General features: G+C 66.7%; 14 protein-coding genes. 1 reads left to right on the top strand and 13 read right to left on the bottom strand.

What is annotated here, in order from left to right:
* Positions 1-5: 5 nt before the first annotated feature.
* Positions 6-2,414, bottom strand: coding sequence for a phosphoenolpyruvate synthase (ppsA, locus tag AC2EBS_RS07070; protein WP_484727695.1), 2,409 nt, complete (start codon positions 2,412-2,414; stop codon positions 6-8).
* A 208-nt stretch (positions 2,415-2,622) separates the two neighbouring features.
* On the opposite strand from ppsA, the gene ppsR reads away from it, so the two are divergent.
* Positions 2,623-3,444 carry a posphoenolpyruvate synthetase regulatory kinase/phosphorylase PpsR gene (ppsR, locus tag AC2EBS_RS07075; RefSeq protein ID WP_484727696.1) on the top strand — a complete coding sequence of 274 codons (822 nt, stop codon included), beginning with the start codon at positions 2,623-2,625 and terminating at the stop codon, positions 3,442-3,444.
* Here ppsR and AC2EBS_RS07080 read toward each other — a convergent pair.
* The 12 genes from AC2EBS_RS07080 to uppS form a co-directional block, all read right to left on the bottom strand.
* The gene (locus AC2EBS_RS07080; RefSeq protein ID WP_484727697.1) at positions 3,434-4,219 is read right to left on the bottom strand and encodes a TrmH family RNA methyltransferase; all 786 of its coding nucleotides are present in this window, start codon (positions 4,217-4,219) and stop codon (positions 3,434-3,436) included. The two genes, ppsR and AC2EBS_RS07080, sit on opposite strands and share 11 nt — an antisense overlap.
* The gene (gene rnhB / locus AC2EBS_RS07085) at positions 4,216-4,851 is read right to left on the bottom strand and encodes a ribonuclease HII (RefSeq protein WP_484727698.1); all 636 of its coding nucleotides are present in this window, start codon (positions 4,849-4,851) and stop codon (positions 4,216-4,218) included. The genes AC2EBS_RS07080 and rnhB overlap by 4 nt, the downstream gene beginning before the upstream one ends.
* A complete protein-coding gene (lpxB, locus tag AC2EBS_RS07090; protein ID WP_484727699.1) occupies positions 4,817-5,968 on the bottom strand; it encodes a lipid-A-disaccharide synthase in 1,152 nt (383 codons plus the stop codon). The genes rnhB and lpxB overlap by 35 nt, the downstream gene beginning before the upstream one ends.
* 9 nt (positions 5,969-5,977) lie before the next feature.
* Positions 5,978-6,766 carry an acyl-ACP--UDP-N-acetylglucosamine O-acyltransferase gene (gene lpxA, locus AC2EBS_RS07095; RefSeq protein WP_484727700.1) on the bottom strand — a complete coding sequence of 263 codons (789 nt, stop codon included), beginning with the start codon at positions 6,764-6,766 and terminating at the stop codon, positions 5,978-5,980.
* A gap of 24 nt (positions 6,767-6,790) precedes the next feature.
* Positions 6,791-7,231 carry a 3-hydroxyacyl-ACP dehydratase FabZ gene (gene fabZ / locus AC2EBS_RS07100; protein ID WP_484728300.1) on the bottom strand — a complete coding sequence of 147 codons (441 nt, stop codon included), beginning with the start codon at positions 7,229-7,231 and terminating at the stop codon, positions 6,791-6,793.
* Between the two features lie 5 nt (positions 7,232-7,236).
* On the bottom strand, positions 7,237-8,319 hold the full coding sequence (gene lpxD, locus AC2EBS_RS07105) for a UDP-3-O-(3-hydroxymyristoyl)glucosamine N-acyltransferase (RefSeq protein ID WP_484727701.1): 1,083 nt from the start codon (positions 8,317-8,319) through the stop codon (positions 7,237-7,239).
* A complete protein-coding gene (locus AC2EBS_RS07110; protein WP_484728301.1) occupies positions 8,316-8,822 on the bottom strand; it encodes an OmpH/Skp family outer membrane protein in 507 nt (168 codons plus the stop codon). Before AC2EBS_RS07110 ends, lpxD begins: the two co-directional genes overlap by 4 nt.
* 2 nt (positions 8,823-8,824) lie before the next feature.
* Positions 8,825-11,098 (bottom strand): outer membrane protein assembly factor BamA, encoded by a 2,274-nt coding sequence (gene bamA, locus AC2EBS_RS07115; protein WP_484728302.1) that lies wholly within the window; start codon positions 11,096-11,098, stop codon positions 8,825-8,827.
* A 62-nt stretch (positions 11,099-11,160) separates the two neighbouring features.
* Positions 11,161-12,546 (bottom strand): RIP metalloprotease RseP, encoded by a 1,386-nt coding sequence (gene rseP / locus AC2EBS_RS07120; protein WP_484727702.1) that lies wholly within the window; start codon positions 12,544-12,546, stop codon positions 11,161-11,163.
* A 22-nt stretch (positions 12,547-12,568) separates the two neighbouring features.
* A complete protein-coding gene (gene ispC / locus AC2EBS_RS07125) occupies positions 12,569-13,777 on the bottom strand; it encodes a 1-deoxy-D-xylulose-5-phosphate reductoisomerase (RefSeq protein ID WP_484727703.1) in 1,209 nt (402 codons plus the stop codon).
* Positions 13,777-14,622 carry a phosphatidate cytidylyltransferase gene (locus AC2EBS_RS07130; protein ID WP_484727704.1) on the bottom strand — a complete coding sequence of 282 codons (846 nt, stop codon included), beginning with the start codon at positions 14,620-14,622 and terminating at the stop codon, positions 13,777-13,779. The genes ispC and AC2EBS_RS07130 overlap by 1 nt, the downstream gene beginning before the upstream one ends.
* Before the next feature lie 38 nt (positions 14,623-14,660).
* Positions 14,661-15,368, bottom strand: coding sequence for a polyprenyl diphosphate synthase (gene uppS / locus AC2EBS_RS07135; protein ID WP_484727705.1), 708 nt, complete (start codon positions 15,366-15,368; stop codon positions 14,661-14,663).
* Positions 15,369-15,370 lie beyond the last annotated feature (2 nt).

Below are 15,370 nucleotides of genomic sequence, written 5' to 3' on the forward strand. Positions count from 1 at the left end.
GCGCCTCAGCGCTTGGCCAGACGCTGCCAGGTTTCGATCACCGTGTCGGGATTCAGCGAGATCGAGACGATGCCTTCCTCGGCCAGCCAGTCGGCGAAGTCCGGGTGATCGCTGGGCCCCTGACCGCAGATGCCGATGTACTTGCCAGTGGCGCGGCAGGCGGTGATGGCGCGCGAGATCAGTGCCTTGACGGCCGGATCACGCTCGTCGAAGTCGCCGGCCAGCTGCTCCAGCCCCGAGTCGCGGTCCAGGCCCAGGGTCAGCTGGGTCAGGTCGTTGGAGCCGATGGACATGCCATCGAAGTGCTCGAGGAATTGGTCCGCCAGGATCGCGTTGCTGGGCACCTCGCACATCATGATGATGCGCAGGCCGTCCTGGCCGCCGGAGGCGGCGCGCTTCAAGCCGCGCTCGGCCAGCATGCCGACGACGCGCTCGGCCTGCTTCACGGTACGCACGAAAGGCACCATGATCTCGACATTGGTCAGGCCCATGTCGTTGCGCACGCGCTTGAGCGCCTCGCACTCCATCGCGAAGGCATCGCTGAACTCACCGCTGATGTAGCGCGAGGCGCCGCGGAAGCCCAGCATCGGGTTCTCTTCGTCCGGCTCGTAGCGCGAGCCGCCGATCAGCTTGCGGTACTCATTGCTCTTGAAGTCCGACAGACGCACGATCACCGGACGCGGATAGAAGGCCGCCGCGATGGTGGCGATGCCCTCGGCGAGCTTGTCCACGTAGAAGGCGCGCGGCGAGGCGTGGCCACGGGCCACCGATTCGACGGCCTTCTTCAGGTCGGCGTCGATGTTCGGATAGTCGAGGATCGCCTTGGGGTGGACGCCGATGTTGTTGTTGATGATGAACTCGAGACGCGCCAGACCCACGCCGGCCGACGGCATCTGCGCGAAGTTGAAGGCCAGCTGCGGGTTGCCGACGTTCATCATGATCTTGATCGGGCAGTAGGGCAGCTCGCCGCGGTGCACCTCGCTGACCTCGGTCTCCAGCAGGCCGTCGTAGATGTGGCCGGTATCACCCTCGGAACAGGCCACGGTGACCAGCTGACCGTCCTTCAGCGTCTCGGTGGCGTCGCCGCAACCGACCACCGCCGGGATGCCCAGCTCGCGCGCAATGATGGCCGCGTGGCAGGTGCGGCCGCCGCGGTTCGTCACGATGGCGGCAGCGCGCTTCATCACCGGCTCCCAGTTCGGGTCGGTCATGTCGGTGACGAGGATATCTCCCGGCTGCACGCGGTCCATCTCGGCGATGCTGTGCACGATGCGCACCGGGCCGGTACCGATCTTCTGGCCGATGGCACGGCCCTCGGCCAGCACGGCGCTGTGGCCCTTGAGCTTGTAGGTGTGCTCGACCTGGCCCTCGGCCTGGCTCTTCACCGTCTCGGGACGGGCCTGCAGGATGTAGAGCTTGCCGTCGACGCCGTCGCGGCCCCACTCGATGTCCATCGGGCGGCCATAGTGCTCCTCGATGATCATCGCGTAGCGCGCCAGCTCGACCACCTCGGCATCGGCCAGCGAGTAGCGGTTGCGCGCCTCTGGCGCAGTCTCCACGGTCTTGACCAGCTTCTTGCTGGCGGCCTTCTCCTCAGGAGTCGAGAACTCCATGTGGATCAGCTTGGAGCCGAGGTTGCGACGGATGATGGGGAACTTGCCGTTCTTCAGCGCCGGCTTGTGCACATAGAACTCGTCCGGGTTCACCGCGCCCTGCACCACCGTCTCGCCCAGACCGTAGCTGGAGGTGATGAAGACCACGTCCTTGAAGCCACTCTCGGTGTCGATGGTGAACATCACGCCGGCCGAACCCAGGTCGGAGCGCACCATGCGCTGCACGCCGGCCGACAGCGCCACATCACCGTGGGCAAAGCCCTTGTGCACGCGGTAGCTGATCGCACGGTCGTTGTAGAGGGAGGCGAAGACCTCCTTCATCTTGTGCAGCACTTCCTCGATGCCATGCACGTTCAGGAAGGTCTCCTGCTGGCCGGCAAACGAGGCATCGGGCAGGTCTTCGGCCGTGGCCGACGAGCGCACCGCGAAGGTCGCGTCCGCGTTGTCAGAGGTCAGTTGGGCGAAGGAGGCACGGATGTCGCGCTCCAGGTCCGCCGGAAAAGGCTGCGCCTCGACCCAGCCACGGATCTCGGCACCAGCCTCGGCCAGCGCGCGCACATCGTCGGTGTTCAGCGTCGCCAGGCGATCGGCGATGCGCTTGTCCAGGCCCTCGTACTTGAGGAACTCACGGAAAGCATGCGCGGTCGTCGCGAAACCGCCGGGCACGCGCACGCCAGAGGCGGCGAGCTGCGAAATCATTTCGCCGAGGCTGGCGTTCTTGCCGCCAACCACCTCGACGTCAGACATTCTCAGATTCTCAAAGGGAACGACCAGGGCGGTCGGCTCGAAGCGAGAAGACATGGGAAAACTCCGTGATGTTGAAAACCTGGAGCCCCCGACACGCCGACTGCCCCGGCAGTGACGTTGACGCATGCAAACGCAAAATCGCCGTTTCTTGCTGATTCTTGTTGGAGGCGACGCGCGGGCATGACGAAGGACGGGAGCGACTGTCGGGGATTCTACGAGCAAGCCCCCTTATGATGACTCCAGAGCCACGGACACCCCCATCATGCCCAATCGCACCGTGTATTTCGTCTCGGACGGTACCGGCATCACTGCCGAGACCTTTGGCAACTCCATCCTTGCGCAGTTTCCGGGCAAGCCACGCCATGTGCGCCGCCCCTTCATCGACAGCGCCGAGAAGGCCTACCAGGTGGTGCGCGAGATCAACGAGCTGGGCGAGCGCGAGGGCCAGCGCGCCATCGTCTTCGCCACACTGGTGGATCGCGAGGTGCTGAAGATCGTCAAGGACCACTGCCAGGGCCTGGTGATGGACATGTTCGGCACCTTCATCGTGCCGCTCGAGGAAGAGTTCCAGGTCAAGAGCAATCACCGGGTCGGGCGCTTCTCCGATGTGGCCAAGAGCCAGGAGTACCACGACCGCATCGAGGCGATCAATTTCTCGCTCGCCCATGACGACGGTCAGTCGGCCCGCAACCTGGCGGCTGCCGACGTGATCCTGGTCGGCGTCTCGCGCTGCGGCAAGACGCCGACCTCGCTGTACCTGGCGATGCAGCACGGCATCAAGGCCGCGAACTATCCGCTGATCCCCGAGGACTTCGAACGCGGCAGGCTTCCCGGCGCACTGGTCGAGCACAAGCGCAAGTGCTTCGGCCTGACCATAGACCCCGAGCGTCTCTCGCAGATCCGCAACGAGCGCCGTCCCGGCAGCAAGTACGCGGCGATCGAGAACTGCCGCTACGAGGTCAACGAGGCCGAGACGATGATGAAGCGCGAAGGCGTGTCCTGGCTGTCGTCCACGCACAAGTCCATCGAAGAGATCGCGACCACCATCTTGCGGGACATCCGGCCCGACCGGCTCATCTACTGAGACGCTGCCGCGCGCTCTCGTAGAGGCAGATCGCTGCGGCCGCGCCGACGTTGAGCGATTCCTCGCCGCCGGGCTGTGGAATGCCCACCGTCAGCGTGCAGGCCTGCATCAGGGCCGGCTGCACGCCCTGCCCTTCGTGGCCCATCACCCAGGCGCAGGGGCTGGGCAGGCGCAGCTGGTGCAACTGCTTGTCCGCATGGGAGCTGGTGGCCACCAGCGGGACCTGCAGCGCCTCCAGATCATCGGGCGCCAGCCCTTCGACCAGATGCAGACCAAAGTGCGCGCCCATGCCGGCGCGCAGCACCTTGGGACTCCACAGCGCGGCCGTGCCCTTGAGCGCCAGCACCTGCCGGAAGCCCAGCGCCGCAGCACTGCGCAGGATGGTGCCGACATTGCCGGCGTCCTGCAGCCGGTCGAGCACCACGCTGTCCACGCCTGGCTTGAGTGCCTGCGAGACATCGTGCGGCACCTCGAAGCCCAGTTGCGCCGGCGACTCCAGCCCGCTGATGGTCTTGAACAGAGCCGTGCTCAGCACCAGAACCTTGGGCGCAGCCTCGGCCAGCGCGCGCAGCGCGGCATTGGCATAGCCTTCCTCGGCGATCACCGCCAGCGTCACCGCATGGCCGCGCTGCAGGCAGGCGCGCGCCAGATGGTCGCCCTCCAGCCAGACCGCGCCCAGCTTGCGATAGGCGCTGCCGTCCTGGCTGAGCTTGCGCAGGCGCTGCAGCGCCGGGTTGTCCTTGGACGTGATGTGCAGGACCTGGGGGGAAGTCATCGCCGGATGTCCTCGAGGATCTCGCGCACTGGCGCGAAGCTGCGCCGGTGCCATGCGGTCGCGCCATGCGCGCGCAGCGCCTGCAGATGCTCCGGCGAGGGGTAGCCCTTGTGCTTGGCAAAGCCGTACTCGGGATGCTGCTCGTGCATGGCCAGGCACTGGCGGTCGCGCGTGACCTTGGCCAGGATCGAGGCCGCCGAGATCGCCGCCACCTTGGCATCGCCCTTGACGATGGCTTCGGCCGGCACCTTCAGCACCGGCAGCCGGTTGCCGTCCACCAGCACCTTGGCCGGCTTCAGGCGCAGGCCTTCGACCGCGCGGCGCATCGCCAGCATGGTCGCCTGCAGGATGTTCAGCTCGTCGATCTCCTCGACGCTGGCCTCGGCGATGCAGCAGCACAGCGCCTTGGCGCGGATCTCGTCGAAGAGGCGCTCGCGCTTCTTCTCGGTCAGCACCTTGGAGTCGGCCAGACCGGCGATCGGATGCAGCTCGTCGAGGATCACCGCCGCGGCCACCACCGGGCCGGCCAGCGGACCGCGGCCGGCCTCGTCCACGCCGGCGACGAGTCCGGGCGAGTCCCAGGCCAGGCCCAGCTGCTCAGGCGCGGCGGTCGATGACTTGCGCGATCGCATCGCTGGCCACCTGCGCGGTGTTCCGGCGCAGCAGTTCATGTTGTTCGGCAAAGCGCTCGCGCACGCGCGCACAGCGAGCCGGGTCGTCGAGCCAGGCCAGGCCTTCGCGCGCCAGCGCCTGCGGATTGCAGTCATCCTGGATCAGCTCGGGCACGAGGAACTCGCGCGCCAGCACATTGGGCAGCCCCACCCAGGGCAGGTAGTTCTTGCCCTTCATGCGCCACCAGTTCAGCGCATTGACGCGGTAGGTGATCACCATCGGCCGCTTGAACAGCGCGGCCTCCAGCGTGGCGGTGCCGCTGGCCACCAGCGTGATGTCGCAGGCTGCCAGCGCCTCGTGCGACTTGCCGTCCAGCAGCGTCAAAGGCAGGCCCGAGGCGCAGCCGCTGACGATGGGCGTCAGCAGCTCGCGCAGCCCCGGTGCCACCGGCATCACGAAGCGCAGCTCCGGACGCGCCTGGTGCATCAGCACCGCGGCGCGCAGCAGCGGCTCGGCGATGTAGCGGATCTCGCTCTTGCGGCTGCCAGGCAGCAGCGCGACCACGGTATCGCCCTCGCCCAGCCCGAGCACCGCACGCGCCGCGGCGCGCGGCGGTTCCATCGGAATGGCGTCGGCCAGCGGATGGCCCACGTAGGTGGCGGCGATGCCGGCCTTGGCCAGGATCTCCGGCTCGAAAGGAAACAGGCACAGCACATGGTCGGCCGCGCGACGGATCTTCTCGACCCGCTCGCCGCGCCAGGCCCAGATCGACGGGCAGACGAAGTGCACGGTCTTGATGCCGGCCGCGCGCAGCCGCTCTTCCAGCCCGAAATTGAAGTCCGGCGCATCGACGCCGACGAAGACATCGGGCTTGTCGGCCAGCAGGCGGTCGCCCAGCTGGCGGCGGATCGCGAGGATCTCGCGGATGTGCAGCAGCGCATCCACGTAGCCGAACACCGAGAGCTTGTGATGCGGCCACCAGGCCTCGAAGCCCTGCGCCGCCATGCGCGGCCCGCCTATGCCCTGGGCCTTGAGCCCCGGCCAGCGCTGCTTCAGCCCGCCGAGCAGCAGGCTGGCGAGCAGATCACCGGAGGCCTCGCCGGCCACCATGCCGATGCGGGGCGCGGTGTCTTGCATGGGGCCTGATCAGCGGATGATGCCGCGCGTCGCGGTGGCCAGGAAGTCGAGCATCAGCGTGATCACGTCGGCCGCATCGGGCATCTGCGCACGCAGCGCATCCATCTCCATGCGCGCCTGGTCCAGCGTGAGGCCACGACGGTAGAGGATGCGGTACATCTGCTTCACCGCATTGAGCCGCTCGGGGCTGAAGCCGCGGCGCTTCAGGCCTTCGAGATTGATGCCCTTGGCCTCGGCCAGATTGCCGCTGGCCATCACGAAGGGCGGCAGGTCCTGCGAGAGCATCGAGCCCATGCCGGTCATCGCATGCGCGCCGATCTTGCAGAACTGGTGCACCGCGGTGAAGCCGCCGAGGATCACCCAGTCGCCCACATGCACATGACCGGCCAGTGCGGCGTTGTTGGCCAGGATGGTCTTGTTGCCCACCTTGCAGTCGTGCGCCAGATGCACATAGGCCATGACCCAGTTGTCGTCGCCGAGCCGGGTCAGGCTGTCGTCCTGCACCGTGCCGCGGTTGAAGGTGCAGAACTCGCGGATGGTGTTGCGGTCACCGATCTCCAGGCGCGTCGGCTCGCCGGCGTACTTCTTGTCCTGCGGGTCGGCCCCCAGCGAGCAGAACTGGAAGATCTTGTTGTCGCGGCCGATGCGCGTCGGCCCCTGCAGCACGCAGTGCGGGCCGACCGTCGTGCCCTCATCGATGCTGACCTCGGCGCCGACGATGGTGTAGGGGCCGATTTCGACGCTCTCGCCCAATTGAGCCTTGGCGTCGACCACGGCGGTGGGATGGATCTTGGCCATCGCTGCTTGTTCCCGTTTGCCCGATCAGGCGTCGACGCGACGCATCGTGCAGAGCAGCTCGGCCTCGCAGGCCAGCTCCTCGCCGACGAAGGCCTTGGCGCTGAACTTGTAAATGCCGGCCTTGGCGCGATCGAGCGTCACTTCCATCATCAGCTGGTCGCCCGGCTCCACCGGCCGCTTGAAGCGCGCACCGTCGATACCGGCGAAGTAGACCACCGACTTGTCGTCCAGCACGATATCCATGCTCTCGATCGCCAGCAGCGTGGCGGTCTGCGCCATCGCCTCGAGGATCAGCACCCCTGGCATCACCGGCCGGTGCGGGAAGTGGCCGGTGAAGTGCGGCTCGTTCATGCTGACGTTCTTGATGGCGCGGATGCGCTTGCCCTTGTCGAGCTCGACCACACGGTCCACCAAGAGGATGGGGTAGCGGTGCGGGAGCTTCTTGAGGATCTGGTGGATGTCCATGGTCGTCATTCGTTTCGCTGCGGCGCCTGCTGCGGTTTGTCTTGTTGTTGTTCGTCTTGCGCCTGGCGCCACTTCTCCAGGGCCTTCAGCCGATCGCGCATGCCATGCAGCTGGCGCAGGCTGGCCGCGTTCTTCTCCCAGCTCGCATTGTCGTCGAACGGGAACACGCCGGTGTAGTGCCCCGGCTTGGTGATCGAGCGCGTGATCAGCGTGCAGGCCGAGACATGCACGTGATCGACGATGTGCAGATGGCCGACGATGCTGGCGGCGCCGCCGATCGTGCAGTGCGCGCCGATGCGCGTGCTGCCGGCGATGGCCACGCAGCCGGCGATCGCGGTATGCGCGCCGATGTGCACGTTGTGTGCGATCTGGATCAGGTTGTCGAGCTTGACGCCGTTTGCGATCACGGTGTCGCCCAAAGCGCCGCGATCGATGCAGGTGTTGGCACCGATCTCCACGTCGTCACCGATCTCGACGGCGCCGAGCTGCTCGATCTTCACCCAGTGCCCCTGGTGCGGCGCAAAGCCGAAGCCATCGGCTCCGATCACCGCGCCGCTGTGCACGATGCAGCGTGCGCCGATGCGGCAGTCGAAGCCCAGCGTGACATGCGCAGCCAGCCGCGTGCCGGCGCCCACACTGGCATTGCGACCTATCACGCAATGCGGGCCGATGCGCGCGCCATCGCCAATCTGAGCGCCTGCTTCGATGACAGCCAGCGGGCCGATGTCCACGCCCTCACCGAGCCGCGCCTCGGGATCGATCACCGCCGACGGGTGGATGCGCGCAGGCGCTTGCGGCCGCACGCGGGCGGCCCACCACTGGGTCAGCCGCGCGAAGTAAAGATAGGGATCCGGCGTGACGATGACTGCGCCGCGCGCCGCCGCCGCTTCGGCGAAGGCCGGCGCGACGATCACACAGGCCGCACGCGTGGTCTGCAACTGCGACTGGTAGCGCACGTTGGAGAGGAAGCTCAACGTCTGCGGATCGGCATCCTGCAGCGGAGCGACGCGGTGGATCTCGATATCGGACGCACCAAGAAGATCGCCGCCCAAGGCGGCGATCACGTCAGCGAGTGTGGTGCGGCTCACTTCTGCGCATTGAGCGCGTCGATCACCTTCTTGGTGATGTCCACGCGGTTGCTGACGAAGATGGCTTCCTGCACGATCAGGTCGTACTTCTCGTTGTCGAAGATCTGCTTGATGACGCGGTTGGCACGCTCGACCAGTGCACCCAGCTCCTCGTTCTTGCGCTGGTTGAGATCTTCGCGAAGCTCGCGGCCCTTGCGCTGCAGCTCGCGGTCACGGTCGACGAGATCGCGCTGACGACGATTGCGCTCGGCTTCGGACAGCGTCGGCGCATCTTTCTCCAGCTTCTCCGCCGCCGCGCGCAGGCGCGTTTCCTGATCCTTGAATTCCTTCTCGCGCTTGCTGAACTCAGCCTCGAGCTTGGCCTGGGCGACCTTGGCGAGGTTGGCCTCGCGCAGCACCAACTCGCTGTTGACATAGCCGATCTTCAGTTCCTGGGCCTGCACGGCCACGGCCGAGGCGCACAACAGGGCGGCCAGCGCCGCCGACTTCACCAGCTTGCTCATCATCAGAATGCAGTCCCGATCTGGAATTGGAATTTCTCGATTCTATCCGTGCCCTTTTTGCGCAGCGGCGTACCGAAACTCAGCTTCAGCGGCCCCATCGGCGACAACCAGCTCAAGCCGATGCCGGTGGAGACGCGCAGGGTGCTCAGGTCAACGTTCTCATGGGAACTCTTGGTGTCCCAGACGTTGCCGGCATCGACAAAACCGAAGAGCCGGAAAGTCTTGTCGTTACCCGCCCCCGGCACAGGAACGTAGAGCTCGCTGTTGAGGTTGACGCGCAAATTGCCGCCGATGTATGAACCCGTCGGATCCACCGGTCCCAGCGAGTTGGACTGGAAGGTGCGCACCGAACCCAGGCCGCCCGCATAGAAGTTCTTGAAGATCGGATAGTTGCCGCTGCCCAGCGCCGCGCCGGCGCCAACCTCGCCGTTGAGCATCAGCGTGAACTTGTTGTTCGCAGTCAGTCCGAAGTACTGCTGGTACTGCAGGTTGGCACGCGCATATCGGGCATCACCGGCAGGACTCATCTCCAGGTTGATGCGCTGGTAGCGCCCCGTTGTCGGCGAGATCGCGCTGTCGCGGTTGTCGCGCTGCCAGCCGATCGTCAGCGGGAAAGCCTGGTTCTTGTCGCCGAACTCGTAGAAGTAGCGCCGGTAGCTCAGCGGCACACCTGTGCTTGCGCTGATCGACGTGCGCTCGTAGCCAATGCCAAAGAAGACGCGATCCACCTCGGAGAAAGGCACGCCGAAGCGCACCGAGCCGCCGTAGGACGAGAGCTGATAGACCTCGCCCAGGGTGTTGAGCGGCTTGGTGGTGCGATAGAACACGTCCACCGCGCGCGAGACGCCGTCCACCGTGAAATACGGGTCCACCGTGCTGATGGCAATCTGGCGCCCGGTCGCGGCGGTGTTGAGATCGATTCCGAGGTAATTGCCCGAGCCGAAGACGTTGTCCTGGCGGATCGAACCCTGCAGTGAAATCTTCGTCGCGCTGGAATAGCCCGCGCCCACCATGATGTTGCCGGTAGGCCGCTCTTCCACCGTGATGGTCACGTCCACCTGGTCGGGCGAGCCCGGCACCTCGGCGGTGTCGATGTTCACTTCCTTGAAGTAGTCCAGGCGCTGCACCCGCTCGCGCGAGGCCTTGATGCGCTGGCCGTCGTACCAGGCCGATTCGAGCTGGCGGAACTCGCGGCGGATCACTTCGTCGCGGGTGCGCGTGTTGCCGGAGACGATGACGCGTCGCACATAGACCCGGCGCTGCGGATCGGCCGAGAAAGTCACCACCACCTGGCCAGTGGCGCGGTCGATCTCGGGACGGCTGTCCACACGAGCGAAGGCATAGCCGAAGCTGCCGTACAGATCGCTGAAGGCACGCGTGGTCTCGGCCACGGCCTCGCCACGATAGGGCTCGCCGGGCTTGAGGCGGATCAGTCGCTTGAAGTCTTCCTCGCGCCCAAGATACTCGCCTTCGAGCTTGACCGCGGTCACCGTGTAGGGCTGGCCTTCGTTGATGGTGATCGCGATATTGATGCTCTGCTTGTCCGGCGAGATGGTCACCTGCGTGGAGGTGACGGCAAACTCCAGATAGCCGCGGTTCAGGTAGTAGGAGCGGATCGACTCCAGATCCGCGTTCAGCTTGCTGCGCGAGTAGCGGTCGGTCTTGGTGTACCAGGTCAGCCAGCCGCTGCTGGTCTGCTCCAGCAGGCCCAGCAACGTGCTCTCCGACACCGCCTTGGCGCCAATGATGCGGATCTCGCCGATCTTGGCCGGTTCGCCCTCGGTGACGGTGAAAGCGACGTTGACGCGATTGCGCTCCAGCGGCGTGACCGTGGTCGTGACTTCGGCGCCGTACATGCTGCGCGTCAGGTACTGGCGCTTGAGTTCCTGCTCGGCGCGGTCGGCCAGCGCCTTGTCGAAAGGCTTGCCCTCGCCAATGCCCACGTCCTTGAGCGACTTGGTCAGCGCCTCGTTGTCGAACTCCTTCAGGCCGACGAAGCTCACCGCGGCGATGGTCGGACGTTCGTCGATGACGACGACGACCACGTCGCCGTCGATCTGGATGCGCACGTCCTTGAACAGGCCAGTGGCGAACAGCGCGCGCAGAGCGGCGGCGCCCTTTTCGTCGCTGTAGGTATCGCCGATGCGGAAGGGCAGTGACGCGAACACCGTGCCCGGGTCGGTGCGCTGCAGGCCTTCGACACGGATGTCCTTGAGCACGAAGGGATCAACAGCCCAGGCGAGACCCGACTGCAGCGCGCCGGCCAGCGCCAGCATCAGGAACGACGGGCGCAGGAGCGCGGACTTGCGATGACTTGAGGACATGCGGAATAGAGGAATCAGTGCAGACCCAGCTGGCGGGCAAGGTCGTTGGAAAGGGCCAGAGCCATCAGCAGGAACAAGATCAGCACACCGACGCGCTGCAAACGCTGCTGCCACCGATCCGGCACGGGGCGGCCCGTCAGACCCTCGAAAAGATAATACATCAGGTGTCCTCCATCGAGCATCGGCAGTGGCAGCAGGTTCAGCACCGCCAGGCTGACGCTGACCATGGCGAGAAACGCGAGGTAGGCCGTCGGCCCCAAGCGAGCCGACTGGCCGGCATAGTCGGCGATGGTGATGGGGCCACTGAGGTTCTTCAGCGAGGCCTCACCGACCAGCATGCGGCCGAAGACCTTGAGCGTCATCACGGACATTTCCCAGGTCCGCTGGACACCGTGCCAGACGCCATCCAGCAAGCCGAAGCGCATCAGCACCATGCTTGGCGGCGCACCCACGATGGCCTCGATACGCCCGATGCGCCGTCCGTCCTGCATCACGATGCGAGGCTGCACCTCGATGTTCAAGATTTGCCCCCGGCGCTCGATCCGCCACTGCATCGCTCGCGCGACGCCGTCCGTCTCACTGGTGTCCACGTCGGAGGCGCGGATGCGCTCGCGAAGCTCGGCAGCATCGACGACCACGCGGTCGTCGACAGAGAGCACGCGGTCGCCCGCCTGCAGCCCCGCTGCGGCTGCCGCACCGCCGGCGCGAACCTCGCCAAGCACCGGCTCGCTGTACGGCGCCCCCAGACCCAGCTTGCGCATCAGTGCCGCATCGAGATCCCGGCTGCCCAGCGTGTCAGTCGCCAGCACCAGCTGACGCCGGCCGTGGCCAGACACATCGCTGACCTGCAGTTGCAGCGCGCGGGCATCGCCCACCGCCTCGGTTAGCGCCCAGCGCAGCTGCGGCAGCGAGCGGATTTCCTGCCAGCTCTGGCCATCGAAGGAGACCTCTTGCACCCAGTCACCGGCGCGCAGTCCGGCGCGTTCGGCCAGGCTGCCCGCAGTCGGCGCGCCGATCACCGGCCGCGGCTCCTCGGTACCTATCCAACCGACGGCAGCGAAGAGCAGCGCCGCGAGCAGGAAGTTTGCTGCCGGTCCGGCCGCGACGATGGCTGTGCGCTGCCACAGCGGCCGATTGTTGAAAGCCTGTTCGCGCAGCTCCGGCGCTACCGGGCCCTCGCGCTCATCGAGCATGCGCACATAGCCGCCCAAGGGCAGCGCTGCGAGCGTGAACTCGGTGGCCTCAGGGCCGCGCTGGCGGCGCAGCAGCACCCGGCCAAAGCCGACAGAGAAGCGCAGCACCTTCACGCCGCAGGCGCGCGCGACGCGATAGTGCCCCCATTCGTGCACGATGATCAGCACGCCAAGGGCGAGGACGAAAGCCAGCAGGGTGATCAACATCGTGGAACTGCGCCGCCGGCGCTCAGGCCGCGAGGCGGCGGATCAAGGCCTGCGCATGCCGTCGCGCACGCGCATCCAGACCGAGCAGCCCCTCAATGCTGGCGCATTCGCCCGATGCCGGCTGCAGCGTCTCCAGGCATTCACGGTTGAGCTGTGCGATCTGATCGAAGCGCAGCCCGCCGGCAAAGAAGGCCGCCACGGCCTCTTCATTCGCAGCATTGAGCACCGCCGTCGAGCCTTCCGGCCCGCGCAGGGCCTGCCAGGACAGGTACAGCCCCGGAAAGCGGCGCTCGTCGGCCTCCTCGAAGGTGAGCGTGGGCTTGGCGAGGAAGTCCAGCGGTTCGGCACCGCTCTCGATGCGCTCGGGGAAGGCCAGGCCGTAGGCGATGGGCACGCGCATGTCCGGCGTGCCCAGCTGGGCCAGCACCGAGCGGTCGCGGCAGACCACCATCGAATGGATGATGCTCTGCGGATGGATCACCACCTTGATCTGCTCGGGCGTCAGGCCGAACAGCCAGCGCGCTTCGATCACTTCCAGCGCCTTGTTCATCATCGTCGCCGAGTCGACCGAGATCTTGCGCCCCATCACCCAGTTCGGATGCGCGCAGGCCTGCTCAGGCGTGACCTCGCGCAGCGTCGCCGGGTCGCGCTGGCGGAACGGGCCGCCCGAGGCGGTCAGCACGATGTGGTCGATGCGCTGCGCCCAGCTGCCGCGGTCCTCGGGCAGGCACTGGAAGATCGCCGAATGCTCGCTGTCGATAGGCAGCAGCGTCGCGCCGCCCTGCTCTACCGCCTGCATGAACAGGGCACCGCCGACGACCAGCGCCTCCTTGTTGGCCAGCAGCAGCTTCTTGCCGGCGCGCGCTGCCGCCAGGCAGGGCTCCAGGCCCGCGGCGCCGACGATCGCCGCCATCACCGCATCGACCTCGGGGTGCGCCGCAATCTCGGCCAGGCCCTGCGTGCCTTCGAGCACCTCGGTGGCGAGTCCGCGCTCGCGAAGGCCGGCACGCAGCTGCGCAGCGAGCTTTGCATCCGGAAGCGCCGCATAACGCGGACGATACGCAACGCACTGCGCCAGCAAGTCGTCGACGCGGCTCATCGCGCTGAGCGCGAAGACCTCATAGCGCTCCGGATGCCGCGCCAGCACGTCCAGCGTGTTGGTGCCGATGGAGCCGGTGGAACCGAGGACGCAGACCTTCTGGCGCGCGGAAGTCGAAGAACGAGAACTCATCACAGGGCAATCAGGGAGACCAGGGCCAGCGCGAGAGGAAACACCGGCAGCAGCGCATCGATCCGGTCAAGCACGCCGCCATGACCAGGCAGCAGCGCACTGCTGTCCTTGGCGCCAGCCGCCCGCTTCACCAGCGATTCGAACAAATCGCCGACCACGCTCATCGCCGCCAGGAACATCAAGGCCGGCAGCCCCACCCACCAGCCCTGGCCGAGCAGGCGCGAGTACAGACTGGGCGCATCGACCGCAACGCGCGCATCGATCAGCTGCGACCAGACGAGCGCAAGCAGCACCACGCCGGCCATGCCGCTCCACACGCCCTCCCAGCTCTTGCCCGGGCTGATTGCCGGCGCCAGCTTGCGGCGTCCGAGGGTTCTACCGCCAAAGTAGGCGGCAATATCGGCCATCCACACCAGACAGAAGACCGAGAGCAGGAAGTTGATGCCGATCGCCTTGGCCTGCGCCAGCGCCAGCCAGGCCACCCACAGCGCGATACCCCCCAGCAGCAGGCGCGCCAGCCGGGGCGCATGCGGCCAGGCGGTCGGGCCGCCGCGCAGCGCGTAGGCGCCACCGAGCACCCAGACGACGGTGGCCAGCCACCAGCACCAGGCCGGCGGCGCGGCCAAGCCCAGCGCCCACAGCGTGACGCCGCAGGCAGCAGCCAGTCCGACGCCATAGAGCAGCGCCGGCGTGCCGGGTGCGCCGTTCAGCCGCGACCACTCCCAGCCCGCCGCGCCGATCATCGCCAAAGTCAGCAGCGCGAAGGGCCAAGGCGAGGCGGCGAAGATGGCCGGCAGCAGGACCGCCAGCAGGATGAGGGCGGTGATGATGCGCTGCTTCAGCATGATGTGTCGGGTCCTGCGCTTGCGGCGCTAGCGCCGGGTCAGACGCCTACCGGCGTCACCGAGTCCTTGACGCCACCGAAGCGCCGGTCGCGCTCGCGGTAGGCCTGGATGGCCGCGTCAAGCTGCGCCTCGCCGAAGTCGGGCCACAGGCAGTCGGAGAAGACGAACTCCGTATAGGCCGCCTGCCAGAGCAGGAAGTTGCTGATGCGCAACTCGCCGCCGGTGCGGATGAACAGGTCCGGGTCCGGCGCATAGCTCATCGCCATGAACTCGGAGAGCTTGGCTTCGGTCAGCTCCTCGGGGGGCACGCCGGCCTTCATGGCTGCACGGCAGGCCTGCACGATGTCCCAGCGACCGCCATAGTTGAAGGCAACGTTGAGCGTGAGCTTGCTGTTGTGGCGTGTCGCGGCCTCGGCCTCGTTCCAGGCGGCGCGCAGCTTGTCCGACACCGCCTCGCGGTCACCGACGATGCGGATGCGCACGCCCATCGCACCCATGCGCGCCAGATAGCGACTCACCGCCGCCAGCACCAGGCCCATCAGGCCCGAGACCTCGTCGCTGGGCCGCTTCCAGTTTTCGCTGGAAAAAGCAAAGACGGTGAGGTGCTCGATCTCGCGATCGATACAGGCCTGCACCACCTTGACCAGCGCATCGACACCGGCCTTGTGGCCGAAGAAGCGCGGCAGGAAGCGCTTCTTGGCCCAGCGACCGTTGCCATCCATCACGATGGCCACGTGGCGGGGCATGC

The organism is Roseateles sp. T103 (assembly GCF_057219915.1).

What these genes read in the sequence shown, in the direction of transcription:
- ppsA (WP_484727695.1), bottom strand. Translation starts at nt 2,414, where the DNA reads ATGTCTTCTCGCTTCGAGCCGACCGCCCTGGTCGTTCCCTTTGAGAAT.
- ppsR (WP_484727696.1), top strand. Translation starts at nt 2,623, where the DNA reads ATGCCCAATCGCACCGTGTATTTCGTCTCGGACGGTACCGGCATCACT.
- AC2EBS_RS07080 (WP_484727697.1), bottom strand. Translation starts at nt 4,219, where the DNA reads ATGACTTCCCCCCAGGTCCTGCACATCACGTCCAAGGACAACCCGGCG.
- rnhB (WP_484727698.1), bottom strand. Translation starts at nt 4,851, where the DNA reads ATGCGATCGCGCAAGTCATCGACCGCCGCGCCTGAGCAGCTGGGCCTG.
- lpxB (WP_484727699.1), bottom strand. Translation starts at nt 5,968, where the DNA reads ATGCAAGACACCGCGCCCCGCATCGGCATGGTGGCCGGCGAGGCCTCC.
- lpxA (WP_484727700.1), bottom strand. Translation starts at nt 6,766, where the DNA reads ATGGCCAAGATCCATCCCACCGCCGTGGTCGACGCCAAGGCTCAATTG.
- fabZ (WP_484728300.1), bottom strand. Translation starts at nt 7,231, where the DNA reads ATGGACATCCACCAGATCCTCAAGAAGCTCCCGCACCGCTACCCCATC.
- AC2EBS_RS07110 (WP_484728301.1), bottom strand. Translation starts at nt 8,822, where the DNA reads ATGAGCAAGCTGGTGAAGTCGGCGGCGCTGGCCGCCCTGTTGTGCGCC.
- bamA (WP_484728302.1), bottom strand. Translation starts at nt 11,098, where the DNA reads ATGCTGGCGCTGGCCGGCGCGCTGCAGTCGGGTCTCGCCTGGGCTGTT.
- rseP (WP_484727702.1), bottom strand. Translation starts at nt 12,546, where the DNA reads ATGTTGATCACCCTGCTGGCTTTCGTCCTCGCCCTTGGCGTGCTGATC.
- ispC (WP_484727703.1), bottom strand. Translation starts at nt 13,777, where the DNA reads ATGAGTTCTCGTTCTTCGACTTCCGCGCGCCAGAAGGTCTGCGTCCTC.
- AC2EBS_RS07130 (WP_484727704.1), bottom strand. Translation starts at nt 14,622, where the DNA reads ATGCTGAAGCAGCGCATCATCACCGCCCTCATCCTGCTGGCGGTCCTG.
- uppS (WP_484727705.1), bottom strand. Translation starts at nt 15,368, where the DNA reads ATGCCCCGCCACGTGGCCATCGTGATGGATGGCAACGGTCGCTGGGCC.